At 39.2% G+C, this 16,999-nt stretch carries 15 protein-coding genes, 1 riboswitch and 1 other annotated feature (1 of these 17 cut by a window edge); of the genes, 4 read left to right on the forward strand and 11 right to left on the reverse strand.

Features of this window, described 5'->3' with window-relative positions:
- Window positions 1-129, reverse strand: a binding site (T-box leader) (it extends 81 nt beyond the left edge of the window).
- 29 nt (window positions 130-158) lie between these two features.
- The 8 genes from ACE199_RS14680 to cymR all read right to left on the reverse strand — a co-directional run bounded on the left by ACE199_RS14680 (window position 159) and on the right by cymR (window position 8,345).
- Window positions 159-1,235 (reverse strand): AI-2E family transporter, encoded by a 1,077-nt coding sequence (locus ACE199_RS14680; RefSeq protein ID WP_375350436.1) that lies wholly within the window; start codon window positions 1,233-1,235, stop codon window positions 159-161.
- A 258-nt stretch (window positions 1,236-1,493) separates the two neighbouring features.
- Complete coding sequence (locus ACE199_RS14685; protein ID WP_252286810.1) at window positions 1,494-1,730, reverse strand: hypothetical protein; 237 nt, start codon at window positions 1,728-1,730, stop codon at window positions 1,494-1,496.
- Window positions 1,699-2,157 (reverse strand): PRC-barrel domain-containing protein, encoded by a 459-nt coding sequence (locus ACE199_RS14690; RefSeq protein WP_375350437.1) that lies wholly within the window; start codon window positions 2,155-2,157, stop codon window positions 1,699-1,701. Before ACE199_RS14690 ends, ACE199_RS14685 begins: the two co-directional genes overlap by 32 nt.
- Before the next feature lie 188 nt (window positions 2,158-2,345).
- Window positions 2,346-4,688 carry an SF1B family DNA helicase RecD2 gene (gene recD2 / locus ACE199_RS14695; RefSeq protein ID WP_375350477.1) on the reverse strand — a complete coding sequence of 781 codons (2,343 nt, stop codon included), beginning with the start codon at window positions 4,686-4,688 and terminating at the stop codon, window positions 2,346-2,348.
- A gap of 83 nt (window positions 4,689-4,771) precedes the next feature.
- Window positions 4,772-5,437, reverse strand: a complete 666-nt coding sequence (locus ACE199_RS14700; protein WP_375350438.1) for a tetratricopeptide repeat protein — start codon at window positions 5,435-5,437, stop codon at window positions 4,772-4,774.
- A 93-nt stretch (window positions 5,438-5,530) separates the two neighbouring features.
- Window positions 5,531-6,646: a tRNA 2-thiouridine(34) synthase MnmA gene (mnmA, locus tag ACE199_RS14705; RefSeq protein WP_375350439.1), complete on the reverse strand. Its 1,116-nt coding sequence runs from the start codon at window positions 6,644-6,646 to the stop codon at window positions 5,531-5,533.
- A gap of 13 nt (window positions 6,647-6,659) precedes the next feature.
- A complete protein-coding gene (locus ACE199_RS14710; protein ID WP_375350440.1) occupies window positions 6,660-7,805 on the reverse strand; it encodes a cysteine desulfurase family protein in 1,146 nt (381 codons plus the stop codon).
- 120 nt (window positions 7,806-7,925) lie between these two features.
- A complete protein-coding gene (gene cymR / locus ACE199_RS14715) occupies window positions 7,926-8,345 on the reverse strand; it encodes a cysteine metabolism transcriptional regulator CymR (protein ID WP_127761470.1) in 420 nt (139 codons plus the stop codon).
- A gap of 192 nt (window positions 8,346-8,537) precedes the next feature.
- On the opposite strand from cymR, the gene ACE199_RS14720 reads away from it, so the two are divergent.
- The gene (locus ACE199_RS14720; protein WP_375350441.1) at window positions 8,538-9,815 is read left to right on the forward strand and encodes a replication-associated recombination protein A; all 1,278 of its coding nucleotides are present in this window, start codon (window positions 8,538-8,540) and stop codon (window positions 9,813-9,815) included.
- A gap of 180 nt (window positions 9,816-9,995) precedes the next feature.
- On the opposite strand, the gene ACE199_RS14725 is transcribed toward ACE199_RS14720, so the two are convergent.
- Entirely contained in the window at window positions 9,996-10,133 is a 138-nt protein-coding gene (locus ACE199_RS14725) for a hypothetical protein (protein ID WP_182480591.1), read from the reverse strand.
- A 23-nt stretch (window positions 10,134-10,156) separates the two neighbouring features.
- Window positions 10,157-10,240, reverse strand: a riboswitch (cyclic di-GMP riboswitch).
- Window positions 10,241-10,439: 199 nt separating this feature from the next.
- On the opposite strand from ACE199_RS14725, the gene ACE199_RS14730 reads away from it, so the two are divergent.
- Window positions 10,440-11,780 carry an arsenic transporter gene (locus tag ACE199_RS14730; RefSeq protein WP_375350442.1) on the forward strand — a complete coding sequence of 447 codons (1,341 nt, stop codon included), beginning with the start codon at window positions 10,440-10,442 and terminating at the stop codon, window positions 11,778-11,780.
- Between the two features lie 39 nt (window positions 11,781-11,819).
- Window positions 11,820-12,488, forward strand: coding sequence for a DUF2642 domain-containing protein (locus tag ACE199_RS14735; protein ID WP_375350443.1), 669 nt, complete (start codon window positions 11,820-11,822; stop codon window positions 12,486-12,488).
- A gap of 176 nt (window positions 12,489-12,664) precedes the next feature.
- Here the strand turns inward: ACE199_RS14735 and ACE199_RS14740 are convergent, their stop codons facing one another.
- Window positions 12,665-13,522, reverse strand: a complete 858-nt coding sequence (locus tag ACE199_RS14740; RefSeq protein ID WP_375350444.1) for a hypothetical protein — start codon at window positions 13,520-13,522, stop codon at window positions 12,665-12,667.
- A 250-nt stretch (window positions 13,523-13,772) separates the two neighbouring features.
- On the opposite strand from ACE199_RS14740, the gene ACE199_RS14745 reads away from it, so the two are divergent.
- Window positions 13,773-14,957, forward strand: coding sequence for an MFS transporter (locus ACE199_RS14745; protein WP_375350445.1), 1,185 nt, complete (start codon window positions 13,773-13,775; stop codon window positions 14,955-14,957).
- A gap of 84 nt (window positions 14,958-15,041) precedes the next feature.
- Here the strand turns inward: ACE199_RS14745 and ACE199_RS14750 are convergent, their stop codons facing one another.
- Window positions 15,042-16,898: a S8 family serine peptidase gene (locus ACE199_RS14750; protein WP_375350446.1), complete on the reverse strand. Its 1,857-nt coding sequence runs from the start codon at window positions 16,896-16,898 to the stop codon at window positions 15,042-15,044.
- Window positions 16,899-16,999: the final 101 nt, after the last annotated feature.

Below are 16,999 nucleotides of genomic sequence, written 5' to 3' on the forward strand. Positions count from 1 at the left end.
GGCGTAACGGCAGGTATTAGCTGCTCTCTGGACTAGCTTTCTGCTGCTCTTGATCTAAAATCCTTTCAGCCCAGGGGATTTCTCTCTAGTAGACAGTGTTCAGCATACTTGGTCCTTCAACGAATTATCTTATGTATTGTATTTTATTCACTACTATTTTATTTGTCAACAAGCGGCTCCTTCTTTCCGAAGTGAACACGTGCATGGAGAACAAAAACTTTTAAAATAGCAAGGATGGGAATCGATACAATCATACCGATAATTCCCCCTATTTCACCGCCTGCTAGCAAGGCAAGCATAATGAATAACGGATGCATATGAAGGCTTTTCCCCACAATCAACGGAGATAGCACATTCCCTTCTAAAAATTGCAAAACGAGCACAATAATCGCAACCGTAATCACCATTTTAATTGATAATGTTGCTGCAATAATGATAGCGGGAACCGCTCCAAAAATTGGACCAAAGTATGGAATCACATTCGTAATCCCGATAATGGCACCAAGCAGCAACGGATACTTCATATCAAATAACCAAAACAATAATGCGGCAGCAACTCCAATCGCCACGCACACAAATAGCTGTCCACGAATATAGCCACCGAGCGATGTATCGACATCACGTAAAAATGCACGGCCTTGCTGACGCCATTTTTTCGGCGTAATATACCAAATCATTTTCTTTAACGACTCAAAATCTTTTAACATATAAAAAGCAATGAAAGGAATTAGGCCAATAAGCACCAAAAAATCAAATGCTTTCATTGCATAATTCATTAAATGATTTAAAAAGGTATTCATACGTATTGCAATTACATCCATTCCTTTTTCAATTCGTTCATGTACATCAATGGGCCAATTAGACGTTTGATATTCCAGATTCTTCATCCACATTTTATATTGTTCCGTTACAACAGGAACATTTTCAGAAAGCTCTTCTACTTGATTCATCATGGTTGGAATGCCTTTATAAATTCCAAACCCTAAACCTCCAAAGAAAAGTAAATAAATAATAATAACAGACAGCCCTCGCCTTACGCCTTTTTGATGAAGCGCCTCAACAACAGGGTGTAATAGATAGCTAATAAATGCACCGATTATGAAGGGGAGTAATACAACCAGCATAACGGACAAAACGGGGCCCCATATCGGCTTCAATTTCATAAAAATATAAAAAACAATAAACAAAAGCAGCATAAATCCCAGTCGATAAAACCATTTTAAGCGAATATCCACAAATGATGCCTCCCAGCTTAGTTTTTGAATCAAGCTGACGTTTCATGCGTTTATGATGGAAGTTAGCAGGTTTTGTGTTAAATTTGGCAGGATAATCTTCATGATTAGCAAGTATTCATACAAAATACAGCCTCCATGCATATTTGCGGAGGCTGCTTTCTATTACAACATTTCTTTTAATTTTTTTCTCATTTTTTTAATGCTTCTATTGATTGTTTTAGTGACATTTCGTTTAGCCATCTCTCACACCTCTTTTCTCTACATGGTGAAGCGGCGATCCTGTTCCTCAAATAAATCATCTAGAGAGCTAAGACTCCCATCCTCTTCGACCTGATGTGTTGAAATAAGTCCATTAGAGAGCGACATTTCAATAAAGCAACCCCAGCAATAGTACTGGTTCACACCGATTTTCCCGACATCTTTACTGCGGCAATTCGGACATATAATTTCCAAAATGGACACCTCACTGTTTTGATACTGAAACAATGATGGCATCTTTTCCACATATAGGCGGCTCTTCTGAGTGGATTAGCTTGTTTTTTGAAAAAAAACCATCCGTTGTTTCATATGCTACAATCGTGCCCATTTTTTCCAAAAAACATACATCTTGCAGCAATCCTAATTCCTCGCCCATTTCTGAAAGCATCATTCTTCCTAACATTGCATCCTTATTCAGCAGCATGTCCACTTCTGGAATTTGTTCTTCAAACTCACCGCTTACAATGACTCCATCAGGACCAAAAGAAGATACGTCATCTAACGCTACATAGACATTTTTTTTGAACAATCTTTGCTTCTGCACAACAAGTCCTGTAATAATCCCCGCTTCAGATATACATAAATCGTTAACCATACCGATTTTTTCTCCATTTTTATCAACAACCGGCAAACCTTTTAATAAAGAAAACGTCCGCAAAGTCATCCCACCTTCTCGAACAAGTATAGTATTCATCTTCTTGTCGAGAATGATAAGCTGAAACGTTTTCCATCTTACATTAAAACAAAAATAAGCCAGAAACCATAAAGGGTCTCTCGCTTACTTTTACATAGACTATATGTTAAACAATATGATTGATAAAACGAGTACAACAGCGTCCCATAACGAAACCTTTACATAAAATGATACGGAGTTACATCGCCCATGCCAATCATCGGGTCCTCATTCATTAAGCGATCGAGGTATGATTCACCTTCTTCAATAACTTTAGTATCGCTTCCTGCATGTATTTCCTGTAATTTTTCGCGCAATGTTGTCCGGCGCTGTGTTTCATCATTACGTTCCACTCCAAGTCGAAATGCTTCTTCTTCTCCACATATAATGAGAAAATCCTTGCTGCGTGTAATCGCCGTATATAATAAATTTCGGCGTAACATTCTATAGTAGCTTCGCACAACAGGTAAAATAACAATTGGAAACTCGCTTCCTTGTGATTTATGTATGGAACAGCAATACGCATGTGTGATTTGGTTTAAATCCTGCTTCGTATACGTCACTTCAATGCCTTCAAAGGAAATGACAACTTTATCTACATGGTCGGTATTTTCTTTAGCAAATATAATCGTTACAATTTCGCCCATGTCTCCATTGAAAACACCTTCTTCAGGCTGATTCACAAGCTGTAACACTTTATCACCTGTTCGATAGACGACATCACCAAATTGCAACTCACGACGTTTTTTCTCGCTATCTCCATTTAATACTTCTTGGAGCATCTTGTTCAGTACATCAATCCCAGCTGGACCTTTATACATCGGGGCAAGTACTTGAATGTCACGTGAACTATACCCCTTTTTACGTGCATTTTGAACGACCTGCTTAATGACATCAGCCATTTGGCTCTGTTGACATCGAATAAAAGAACGATCAACTTGTTGCTTTGCCACATCATGCGGCACATGGCCTTTCTTCATTTCATGAGCAAGTTCAATAATCGAAGAACCGTCTGCTTGACGATAAATATGTTGGAGAGCAATCGTTGGAATAGCTTTTGAAGCTAGTAAATCCTTCAGCACTTGACCAGGACCAACAGACGGCAACTGGTCTTCATCCCCAACAAGAATGAGCTGACTATGCTCTGGCAATGCTTTCAACAATTGATGAGCCAGCCATGTATCGACCATCGACATCTCATCAATAATCACAATACGTCCCTCAATAGGATTGTCTGCATCATGAGCAAACCCTTCACTGCCATTCCAACCTAGTAATCGATGAATCGTCACAGCTGGCAGACCAGTAGATTCCGCCATTCGCTTAGCTGCACGACCAGTCGGCGCAGCAAGCACAAAGGGAAACGGCTCCTCATCCTTTTTATAATCTTTTATGTTCATCGACACGCCATGAAGCTCACTATATAGCTCCACAATTCCCTTAATGACCGTCGTTTTCCCTGTTCCCGGGCCGCCTGTTAAAATGAGCATAGGCGATTGCAAAGCCGTCTGAATCGCTTCTTTTTGTGCGGGAGCGTACGTCACACCAAGACGCTCCTCCAATTCACCAAGCGCTAATAAAAACTCCGATTCTGGAAATTGGTCTTCATACTCTGTTTGTTGGAGGAGCCGTTGAATATTCATGACAATTCCTTTTTCCGAGAAATACAAAGCAGGCAAGTAAATACGTGTTTCCTCGACAACAATCTTTCTTTCCGCTTCTAGTTTGATTATTTCTGAGGAAATATTCGTAAATTCAATGACATCACGCTTATTTTCTTCCAATAAACGTTGAACGGACTCTAATAATTCCTCCGCCTCCATATAGACATGTCCATCCTGCATGCATTGCGTGTCAAGGCAATATAGGCAAGCCGCTTTAATACGGTCTGGATGCCCCCCGGAAATGCCTAGCTGAAATCCAAGTTCATCCGCCCGTCCAAAACCAATTCCCTCAATATCCTCTACAAGTTTATATGGGTTACTTTGAATAATAGAAACTGTATCCTGTTTATACATTTGATAAATTTTCATCGAAAGCTGCGGTCCAAAACCATATTGATTCAGTGCAATCATCACTTGCTCAAGACCTTCATTTTCAAGCAATGTATCATATAAAGCTTTTGCTTTCTCACCGGACAAACGCGGAATATTATCCAGTACAGAAGGCTGCGCTAAAATTTTTGAAATTGCATTTTCACCAAGTGTTTCCACAATGCTTTCTGCCGTCTTCTTCCCAATTCCTTTAAACATATCGCCGGATAAATAAGCCACAATACCTTCCTTCGACTGTGGCAAATCTTTGCGAAAATGATTAACTTGAAACTGTAGACCAAAGCGAGGATGCTCCTTTAATACTCCGTAAAAGATATACGTTTCATGCTCATGAATACGTGGGAAATAACCAGTCACAACAGCTTCCTGCTCATCATAATTCAAATTTGTTTCATCCAAGCGAATCCGAACAACAGAATACATATTTTCCTCATTATGAAAAATCGTCACTAAGTGCCGCCCTTTCATAAACTGCTTCTCTTCCGAAAACAAATCTAAAGCCTCTTGTTGACTCAAAGCCTTTCCCACCTTTCATGACTTAAAATACCTGTTTAGTTTTCTGCTTTCATTTGTTCCATTAGTTTTTTCCCATGAGCGGCAAGCATATGATCAGCCTGCACCTCAAGCGCTTTATCAAAATAAGCAATGGCCGCATCTACATCATCACGGTACCCGGCAAAAGCGACACCTAAATTATAGTAAGCATCGGCGTGATTTGGATCTTGTTCAATCACGATATTCAATTGCTGAATCAATTCCTCATACAACTCTGCATTAGCGAGGCAAAGGGCATACTGAAAACGCGCATCTACGTCATCCTTATTTAACTCGACTGTACGTTGTAAATAAGGCATCGCCAGTTTTGCTTGATCAAGCGCCATTAAAGTCAAGCCCAGCATGAAATACGCATCCGCATTTTCCAAACCATGACGAAGTGCTTTTTCAAACATATCTTTCGCTTCTATTAATTTATCACTTTCATAATATAAATTTCCAAGCGAATAATAGGCCGCTGCTGCCTGCTCATCTATTTCAAGCGCTCTTTTATAAAAAAGAATTGCCTTTTCATAATCACCAACTGCCGTCAACACATTTCCAAAGTTAATATACGCAACGGGATCTTTCGGATTTTCCTCAATCGCTTCATTAAAAATCTTCGCTGCTTCCTCATATTTTCCTTCTTGCATATATTGAATCCCTTGTTGATTTTTATCCATCTATTTCACACTCCTAAATTTCTATAGAAAGTATACCATAAGGCTTTTCCAAATAAAGTCCCCAACCGTAAACAGTTGGGGACCCTTCTTATATTACCCTACATATGTTAATTTTTCACCATGTTTAAACACTTCATCAATCGTGCCGCCGCCGAGGCAGACATCCCCGTCATAAAACACGACCGCTTGTCCAGGGGTAATCGCACGAACAGGTTCAGCGAAAACAACTTCAACATCGCCCGTTTCCAGCACTTTTACAGACACAGGGCTGTCTGTTTGACGATAGCGGAATTTAGCTGTACATGTGAATTCTTTCGCTGGTGCTTGATTGGCAACCCAGCTCATTTTCACTGCCGTCAAAGAAGTCGAGTACAACAAATCATTATCAAAACCTTGGCACACATATAGAATATTGCGTTTCAAGTCTTTTCCAGCAGCAAACCAAGGTTCGCCGCTTCCGCCGATTCCAAGACCATGACGTTGGCCGATTGTATAATACATCAGCCCATCATGTTTGCCCATCACTCTTCCATCCATCGTCATCATTTCACCAGGCTGCGCCGGCAAGTACTGACTCAAAAACTCTTTAAAATTGCGCTCTCCAATAAAACAAATACCAGTGGAGTCTTTTTTCGCTGCTGTAGCAAGTCCAGCTTGTTTCGCAATTTCACGCACTTCTTTTTTCTCAATATGCCCTAATGGGAACATTACTTTTTCCAATTGTTCTTGAGTTAATTGATTTAAGAAATACGTTTGGTCTTTATTATCATCGATACCGCGAAGCATTTTGTAATCGCCATCTCTAAAGGCTACTTGAGCATAATGACCTGTTGCTAAGTAATCCGCGCCAAGACTAACTGCGTGCTCTAAAAATGCTTTAAACTTAATTTCTTTATTACACATTACATCCGGATTTGGTGTTCGTCCTGCTTTATATTCTTCTAAGAAATACGTAAATACTTTCTCCCAGTATTGCTTTTCAAAATTGACCGCATAGTAAGGTATGCCAATTTGATTGCATACCGCAATAACATCGTTGTAATCTTCCGTTGCCGTACAAACTCCATTTTCGTCTGTATCATCCCAGTTTTTCATGAAAATCCCGACCACATCATAGCCTTGTTGTTTCAGAAGCAGGGCTGCAACAGAAGAATCCACACCACCTGACATACCGACAACGACACGCGTATCTTTTGGTGCTTTCTTCATTCTTGTCACCTCTTTATTTATCAACCAATCTGCTCACGATTTTCACCGTTTCATCTGCAGCTTGTTTTATTTCTTCGTTCGTATTGTTTAAACCAAAGCTAAAGCGGATGGAATTTTTCGTCCGCTCTGAATTTTTACCAAACATCGCAACAAGCACATGCGACGGATCAATAGAACCCGCAGTGCATGCCGAACCGCTGGATACAGCAATTCCCGCTAAATCTAAATTTACGAGCATCGATTCCACATTCGTCCCAGGAAAACTAACATTCAATACATGTGGCAACGATGCTTTTAATGATCCGTTAAGTTGATATTGTATACCAGCTTCTTCAAAACGAGCAAGCAAGATTTCTTTAAATGTACGATACTTCTCCACTTTTTCTGCCATCGTCTGTTGCGCAATCTTCACCGCTTCGGCAAATCCAGCAATTGCTGGAACACTTTCCGTTCCAGCACGGCGCTTCCGCTCCTGTTCCCCGCCATGAGCATGCGGTTGCAGCTTCACACCTTCACGAACATATAAAAATCCAATTCCTTTTGGTCCGTTAATTTTATGAGCTGATACACTTAATAAATCAATATGAAGCGCATTTACATCAATGGGAACTAAACCATACGCTTGTACAGCATCGGTATGAAAATAAGCTTGATGTTCTTTTAAAAGAGCACCAATGTCAGCAATCGGCTGAATCGTACCGACTTCATTATTTCCATACATGATAGAAACTAGGATTGTATCCTCTCGAAGAGCTGCTTTTACATCAGCCACCGAAATAAGTCCTTCACTGTTAACAGGCAAATAAGTAACCTCAAAGCCTTCTTTCTCTAAATACTGACTCGTATGCAAGATTGCATGGTGTTCAATTTCAGTCGTAATAATATGCTTGCCCCTCGCCTTGTTTGCCTCAGCAATACCAATAAGCGCTGTATTGTCCGCTTCCGTCCCGCCGCTTGTAAAAATAATCTCGTTCCGTTCAGCTCCAATGCTTGCAGCAATCCCCATTCTTGCTTCATCTAAAACATGGCGTGCTTGACGCCCAAACGCATGAATACTTGACGGGTTACCAAACTCACTTTTCATCACCGTCATCATCTTGTCTATTACATTTGGATGCATCGGCGAGGTCGCGGCATGATCTAAATATATTCTGTTCACTTTGTCGCCTCCAAAAAATCTAAACGCACCATTAACGGTGGCATATTTTAATTCGTCTCAACAATGATATAAAGCACCGTTATCACAACAGTGCTTTAAAAACTACCTCTTGTTTTCATTTTAAATATAGTACATATAAGAGCCTTGCTCACCTGTATCTTTATAGTTCGCCAAGTCCAATAATGTCGTATTGTCTAACACATCTTTCACGGCATCGCGAATGCGAATCCAAAGTTGGCGTTTTACTGGCTCTTCATCTTCAATTCCTTCCACCGGAGAAATCGGACCTTCTAAAACACGAATAATGTCTCCAGAAGTAATTTCCTGCGGTTCTCGTGATAAAATGTATCCTCCATATGCACCACGAATACTCTTCACTAGTCCCGCATTACGAAGCGGCGCAATTAACTGCTCTAAATAATGCTCCGATAAATCATGTGACTGCGCAATCGATTTTAAAGATTTTGGACCTTCACCGTAATGTTTCGCTAATTCAATCATAATGGTTAAACCGTAACGGCCTTTAGTTGAAATTTTCATTTTCATACACCTCAAATTTTTTCCGTAACTTTAAACTGATGAAATTATAGCATATTCCCATCAGAAATGCATACTTTGACTCCTCATGTTGTCAATTATCCCCATCAAATAAGTTGGAAAACAACAGAATCCCTTCAATCATTACGCATGATTCTCAAGTTGTGTTACTGTATATAGGAAGGAGTGAAGAAGATGCCGATTCAACCACTAGCCTTTCGTATGCGTCCGCGCACAATCGATGAAATTATCGGTCAACAGCATCTTGTGGGAGAAGGAAAAATCATTCAACGTATGGTTAAAGCGAGGCAGCTGTCTTCGATGATTTTATACGGTCCGCCAGGGATTGGTAAAACATCCATCGCAAGTGCCATTGCAGGAAGTACAAAATTCGCTTTCCGTACATTAAATGCAGTCACAAATAATAAGAAAGATATAGAAATTGTAGTCGCTGAAGCGAAAATGTCGGGCAAAGTCATTTTACTTCTTGATGAGGTACATCGTCTTGATAAAGCGAAACAGGACTTTTTGCTTCCTTATCTTGAAAATGGCATGATTACATTAATCGGAGCAACAACAAGTAATCCATATCATGCGATTAATCCCGCCATTCGCAGTCGTTGCCAAATATTCGAATTACATGCACTCGAAGTAGCAGAAATTGTTCAAGCCCTGCAGCGCGCTTTGGCAGATGACCAACGCGGTCTAGGTACTTATCAAACAAACGTCACACCGGAAGCACTTGCTCATTTTGCTACCGCTTCAAACGGCGATGTGCGCAGCGCTTTAAATGCCTTAGAACTCGCTGTAATCTCGACTGAACCAGACACGGCTAATATTGTAACAATCGATGTAGAAATTGCTGAAGAATGCATGCAGAAAAAAAGCTTCTCTCATGACAAAGATGGCGATGCTCATTATGATGTCATTTCTGCATTCCAAAAATCGATTCGCGGCAGTGATGTTCATGCTGCGCTCCATTATCTTGGTCGTTTAGTAGAAGCAGGTGATCTGACCAGCATTGCCCGTCGCTTAATTGTCATCGCGTATGAAGATATCGGTCTTGCTAACCCTCAAGCTGGTCCACGCGCATTGGCTGCAGTAGAAGCAGCCGAAAGACTCGGATTTCCTGAAGCTCGCATCCCACTTGCTAATTCTGTTATTGAACTATGCTTATCACCAAAATCGAATTCAGCTATTTTAGCTATTGACCATGCTCTTACAGATATCCGTTCGGGACATAGCGGTGATGTGCCAAATCACTTAAAAGATGCACATTATTTAGGTGCCGCAGAGCTCGGACGAGGCATTGATTATTTATATCCGCATAATTACGAAAGCGGATGGGTCAAACAGCAATATTTACCAAATAAATTACTCAACAAAAAATACTATATACCTAAAAAAAGCGGTAAATTCGAACAAGCTCTCGCCTCTGTGTACGAAAAAATCGAAAAAAATTCAAAAAGATAAGAAAAACGTGTGAAACCGCAGTTTTACACGAATGAGCCAAAATTGTATAAATCAACAATATTCATTAATACAGTCTAAATAAAAGAGGCTGCTTCAAAAACGAAACAGCCTCTTTTATTTGCCTTTTTCTAATAAGCTATATTGCACAATACAGTATAATAGCAACAACTATCAATCTAATTACAATGACCCTAATAAAATAGTCAATGATGAAATAAGGATTACTGTAAACAATAGATAAGAGGCAATAAAAATTTTCTTATTTCGCAATTTTCTTTCGTAAGCTTCTTCAGCTGTAATCCAACGTTGTTTTGACATCAATAATAACTCTCCTTACGTTTGATGATAACTGGCTGACTTTACCACAGGTAGAAGTCCCTATAGTTTTGCGTCATTACTTTTCGGCAATTTTGCCTTTCTTCTAAAATATCGTCTCTTGCAAGCAAATGTTTAATAGATTCATGAGCGGAATTTTAAAATATTAGGATAATGACGGAAGCTTGTCTTATCAACAACGCATATATTATAGGGAAAATGGATATAAAGGAGGTTTGAAGGATAGTGACATTCGCCGAATTATTTATAACTTAGGATCCGTGAACAATAACCAAAGGAGAGGAAAACGTGCTTGACTTTACAAGCTTATTAACCATTTTAGCGTTTTTATTTACGATCGTGTTTGTGATGTGGCGACCAAAAGGGGTAAACGAAGCTATTCCAGCGACGATTGGTGCTGTTTTCGTTTTGATGACAGGCAGTGTTTCTATTTCAGACCTATGGCAAATTATTGAAACCATTGGCAGTGCAGCCATCACTATTATAGCAACAATTGTTATGGCGATAGTTTTAGAGAGTTTTGGTTTCTTTAAATGGACAGCTGAATTATTAGCCCATCAAGCAAAAGGTTCTGGGATTCGCTTATTCTGGTATGTGAACCTCTTATGCTTTCTCATGACGCTATTCGTGAATAATGATGGTAGTATTCTCATTACAACCCCGATTCTCATTCTCCTACTCAATAATTTAGGTGTGAAGCATCATCAGAAGATTCCGTACTTGTTATCTGGTGCCCTCGTTGCAACTGCCTCAAGTGCCCCAATTGGTGTCAGTAATATCGTCAATTTAATCTCGCTCAAGATTGTCCACATGGATCTATACATGTATACTGCCATGATGTTTGTACCTGCGACAGTCGGTTTATTATTCCTTGTTCTGCTTCTATTTCTTGTTTTTTATAAGAAACTACCAAAAGTGATTCCTACGAAAGTGACAGGCATGGTAACGGTTCCATATCATCCTCTTAAAAATTCAACATCTTCATTAACCAAGCAAAATACTCGTTTTATGCTTAAAATTCTTCTATTTGTATTAATCGTTCGTATCAGCTTATTTCTAGCCTCTTACTATGGCATCCCTGTCTCCGTTATGGCGGTAATCGGCTCTGCTATCCTACTCGGATGGCGTTGGTTTTATTTAAAAGTATCACCAACTGATGTGCTAAAAAGAACACCTTGGTATATTCTTGTCTTTGCCTTTAGTATGTACGTCGTAATCTATGGATTGCATAATATTGGCTTAACAACGTGGCTGATTAACGTCATGGATCCAATCGTTTCCGGAAGCTTATTGCATGCAAGTGTCATGATGGGTGGATTACTATCGGTTCTCTCGAATATTTTTAATAATCATCCGGCATTGATGGTCGGTACGTTAACATTAATGAATATGAATCTCGATCCACTCACATTAAAAGTCTCTTATCTGGCAAACGTAATCGGTAGCGATATGGGATCACTGCTTCTCCCTATGGGAACATTGGCGACCATTATGTGGATGCATATTGTGAAAAGTAAAAGAATCAAGATTACGTGGAGACAGTATATGAAGGTAACCTTTATCGTCATTCCCCCTGCCACACTTTTAACTTTAGTTCTCTTATACTACTGGGTATCTTGGCTATTTTAACAACAACATTTTATAAAAGAATAGGAGCTACAATGAATTATGAATCATTTTCATCACCTAATCGGTAAAACGATAAATGTAGAGATATCAGGAAGAATAGAAATATTTGGGCAACTTGTCGATGCTGGATTAGATATTCTCGTTCTCTACAATGGGCAATATTTCTATATCCCCATTATTCATATTCAACGAGTCAAGCTAGACACTCAAAATATATTAGAATTAGCAACTGACTTTCAGCCAGAACAGCCTATTACAACAAACTCAGAATCGATTTCCTTTCGAAAGATTCTCACTAATGCGAAAGGAACTTTTGTCCAAATCTATATTGAAGGAAATAAAACGATTCATGGCTATTTAACAAGCATTATGAATGATTACTTCGTCTTCTACTCTCCTGCCTATAAAGTCATGTTTATCTCCATGAATCACTTAAAGTGGTTAATTCCATATAGCAAAAATTCTGCTCCTTATTCATTAAATAATGAATTTCTCCCTGTTAACCCTACTTCAATTGCATTAGCTAGATCTTTTAGTGAACAGTGTAAAAAACTTAAAAATAATATTGTCATCTTAGATGGCGGTGATCATCCCGAGAAAATTGGTCTGCTTCAAAAAGTACAAGATCAGCAATTGACACTCATAACTGCGGAAGAGGAAATCGTCTATTGGAATTGCCAGCATCTCAAAACGCTTCATTTGCCATAATGTCCAAGCTAAAAGTTATGTCACTATTGAGGTTTGATTCATTTTGGAATCATTTATGTGAGACTTTGTTCTGACACAAATGATTCTATAATCGTATGATCAACCATATTGCTTAACAAAGCAAAAAAAGAAAGTACAACAACGAGCATGTTGTTGTACTTTTAATTACTTATTTATCACTGTCCAACCGATGAATTTCTCATAATATTCTCGATTAACATACGTCTAATCGTAGAGTTTCTTGCAGAGGTTCTTGCAGAGGTTGTATTTACAGGCTGTGTATTGCTTTGAGTAATTGCAGGCTGGATAATGTTTTGAGGAGTACTATCCATATTTCCATCTTGACTGTTTTCTTCCTCTTCAACTGCTACTTTTTGAGCAACAAAGTTAATCGAATCATTTGGTACATAGATAACTTCTTTATGTTTTACAAGTACGGAATATTCGTCATTTACTTCAATCAATATACCTTCTACTTTATCTGGTCCATGATTAACCGTCGTCCATTGTAACAGAAGAGACCTTAGCAAATCTGTAAATAATTCGCTACCGCCAAATGCAATTGTTGGTAACACCTCTGAAAACTCAGATTCCGCTGTAGAAAGACTCTTGATTTGATCAAGTCGATAGAAAACAAGTCCCTTTTCTTCTGTTGTCAAAGCAATGTATTCCGACTTAGCATCAAGTAAGTAACCTTTACTAGAAGATGGTCCTCCTCCATTTACTTGAACATAGCCCAATTGCAGAGACTGCACTAATTCTTGAAACGTATCAGGATAAATAATTGTTTCCTGTGCCGCTAGTCTTGTGTACAGATTCTCAATTGATACTGTGCTATTCTTCGTATTATCAATCACGCTTTTTAATTGTGTTAGTGGATAATACACAACTTGTTGATCTTCTGTTTTTATCACCAAATAATCACTTTGCACCGCCAAAAGCTCGCCTGTTCTTGAATGTGGTCCTCCTTTAAAAACGGTCACAGTTTTACCGACTAACTTCTCAAGGTATGATAAACCCACTTTATCTGCCATATTTACCTTGCCTCCAAATAGTTATTTATACTTTAGGGATATTTATAATGCATGTATATGCGCCTTTAATCAATTCCGCTATCTGCTATTAACCCATTTTAGCGGAATTCGTTTGTTAGCCCAGTAAAAACTTAATCATGGAGGTGGATTGATTCGAATAAAAAAACTCAACACTTCAATTCTCAATCATTGGTAAATTTCATACATTTTTAGTAAAATAACGGCATCTATAGATTGAAGGTGAATATGCATGGCTGAATCTTTGGTGAAAGAACACGTAAGTAGCAAGGAAAAAATCTGGACACGAGATTTTATTTTAATTTGCTTAGCTAACTTTTTTGTATTTCTCGGCTTTCAAATGACCTTACCGACTATTCCGCTTTTCGTTGAAAGTCTCGGTGGAAATGATCGCCTCATTGGTGTAGTTGTCGGCATTTTCACTTTTTCCGCCCTGCTGATTCGACCGTTTGCAGGACAATTATTGGAAACAAAGGGTCGACGCTTTGTTTTTCTAGCTGGATTAACAATTTTTATCCTCACTATTGGCGTTTTTGGCTTTACCACAAGTTTGATCCTACTCTTTGCTATACGTGTCATTCAAGGTATAGGCTGGGGATATTCAACAACAGCATCTGGCACCATTGCAACAGACCTTATTCCAGCCAAAAGACGCGGTGAAGGAATGGGGTATTATGGATTATCAGGAAATGTCGCACTTGCTATTGGTCCATCGCTTGGATTAATTTTGGTCAATATGATCTCGTTTAAAGAACTTTTTTTAATTTGTGGGCTTTTAGGTGTCATCGCCTGGATTTCCGCTTCGACCATTCGCTATAAAAAAGCCGAGCCTATTGCTATAGCAACGAAAACAACGAAATGGAACTTATACGAAAAAAGCGCCCTTCAGCCGTCCATCCTCATCTTTTTCATTTCGGTCACGTTTGGAGGAATCTCAACATTTTTACCCCTTTATGCAGACCAACGCGGTGTGACAGGGATTCAATGGTATTTCTTTATCTTTGCCGCAGCTCTCATGACAACAAGAATTTTTGCCGGACAACTTTATGATAAACACGGACATAAAGCAATTTATATTCCATCTACGATCCTCATTAGCATCGCTATGCTGCTTTTAGCTTGGATGCCAAACAACACCGTATTGTATATCGCTGCGATCTGTTATGGTCTAGGATTCGGCGCCTTGCAGCCTGCACTTCAAGCTTGGTCTGTCGAAAGAGCGGCCGCCAATCGCAAAGGAATGGCCAATGCAACGTACTTTTCCTTTTTTGATCTCGGGATTGGATTCGGCGCTATTCTATTTGGACAAATTGGATACTTTTTGGACTATCGAAGCATCTACATAACAGCTGCTTTATCCGTACTTCTATCTATTGTCATCTACATTTGGCTATTGATACGAAATAAGCAAACATAACGAAAAGGGAAGCGAATTCTACATACATTCGCTTCCCTTTTTTATTTGGAAACCACAGGAATTTACCCACAGATTATCCACAATTTAAAAAGTCACTGTGACACGCTCACTTTGGTTGTTAGCTCGATCCTGGGCATAAATACGTAAGATTTTAGCAATTTTTTGTCTGCTGATTTTAATCGTGTAGTTGCCTTTAGCATTGGTTTGTTGCGTACCGATTATTTTTCCCTTTCCTCGAAAGTAGACCGTTGAATACGCTTCAGATTTTCCGGTTACCGTTATTGTTTTGCTTGTTGCTTTAATCGAGACAGTTGGCTTAGCTGGCGGTGTTTGGTCGATAACTTTGATTGTTGTAGCAGCGCTCACATTTCCCGCTTTGTCTGTAGCTGTTATTTTGAGTAACGTTCCTGCTTTTTGTTTTGTCTTCATAGTGATCGTAAACTTCCCCTCACTATTCGCCTTTGCTGCACCGAGTTGTTTTATACCAGATTTAACACGAACGGTCGAGCCTGCTTCTGCTGTACCTGTAAGCTTGGTTGTATGATCCCCTACACTCTTTACTGCAGGACGAGCCGGTGATGTTTGATCAATAACCGTTAAAGTAACCGATTCTACATTCGGTTGATCTATTTCAATATGCAGAACAGTGCCAGCTCGTTGCTTTGGAATCTTAACAGCAAAAGTATTCTGATTGACTAGATTAGCAGTCGCTAGAACCTCTTGATTCGTATAAATCGTCACCTTTCCATCTACAATACTCGTCGATACTCTTCCTTTTACAATGGTAGCAGAATCGACAATTTCATCGACCGTTAAAATCACTTGTTTCTGCTCTACAGCTGGAATAACTGCTACCGCTTTCTTCGCATCAATGCGCCCATATCCGTAATATCGATCTTTTCCTTCCACCCCTAAATCGAAAGACGTTCTATATAATTGTTGTTCAATTTGTTCATTCGTTAAGCTCGGATTAATCGACCAGACAAGAGCAGCAACACCGGCAACGATAGGTGTTGCCATAGAAGTACCTGTCATATAACCATATGTATTATAAGGTAACGTGGAATAAATACTAGTACCTGGAGCGGCAAGATCAATTGTAGACCCGTAATTGGAATAACGTGCAATTTTATCGCTCTTATCTGTTGCACTTACCCCAATCACATGGTCATAAGACGCTGGATAATCATATATGTTTTTCCCATCATTTCCGGCTGCAGCAATAATAAGTAAACCCGCCTTATGAGCCCTTTGAATAGCCTCATTAAATAAAGCAGAAGGGTCTGTCCCGCCTAAGCTTAAATTAATAATATCCGCTCCTTGCTTAATTGCGTAATCAATCGCTGTTATTACATCGGAATGCCTCGCATTTTCTCCATCAAAAACATTAATCGGCATAATTTTGACATTAGGCGCAATCCCCGTCCCACCATAGTCATTGTTTATAGAACTCGCAATAATTCCTGCAATATGAGTGCCGTGCTCCCCTGCTGTAATTTCTAATTTGCTATCTAATATAACATCATAAGGAGTGATAATTTGATTCTTAAATTCTTGATGATTGATATCGAGACCGTCATCAATAATAGCAACGACAACCTCCCTAGATCCTGTCGTAACGTCCCAAGCATCTTCTATTCCAATCACTTGATGATACCACTGTCTTGTATAATACGGATCACTAGCCGTAGCAGAACGCTTGATTACATAGTTCGGTTCTACTGCTTCCACATTCGGCTGTTCTTCTAATTCAGCTATAAAGTTCGCGGCTGACTTTTTAGCTGGAACATCTAGAGTGACCATTTCTTCGTCAGATTTATATTTTACAATCACTTGGTCAATGTCCATTTCTTCAGCATATACCTTAGACTCACTCTGAAGAATGGATAGAAAACTTACAACTAAGATGAAGAATAATAGACGATTCACAAATTTGTACACTATGCTCACTCCTAAAAATATATGAATCTATTATACGCTCTATTTCCTCATCTTGGCTTTAGTTAAAAAGGACGAAACAACCTATTCTTTCACATTCAACA

Source organism: Peribacillus sp. Hz7 (assembly GCF_042136355.1).
Lineage (GTDB): Bacteria > Bacillota > Bacilli > Bacillales > DSM-1321 > Peribacillus > Peribacillus asahii_A.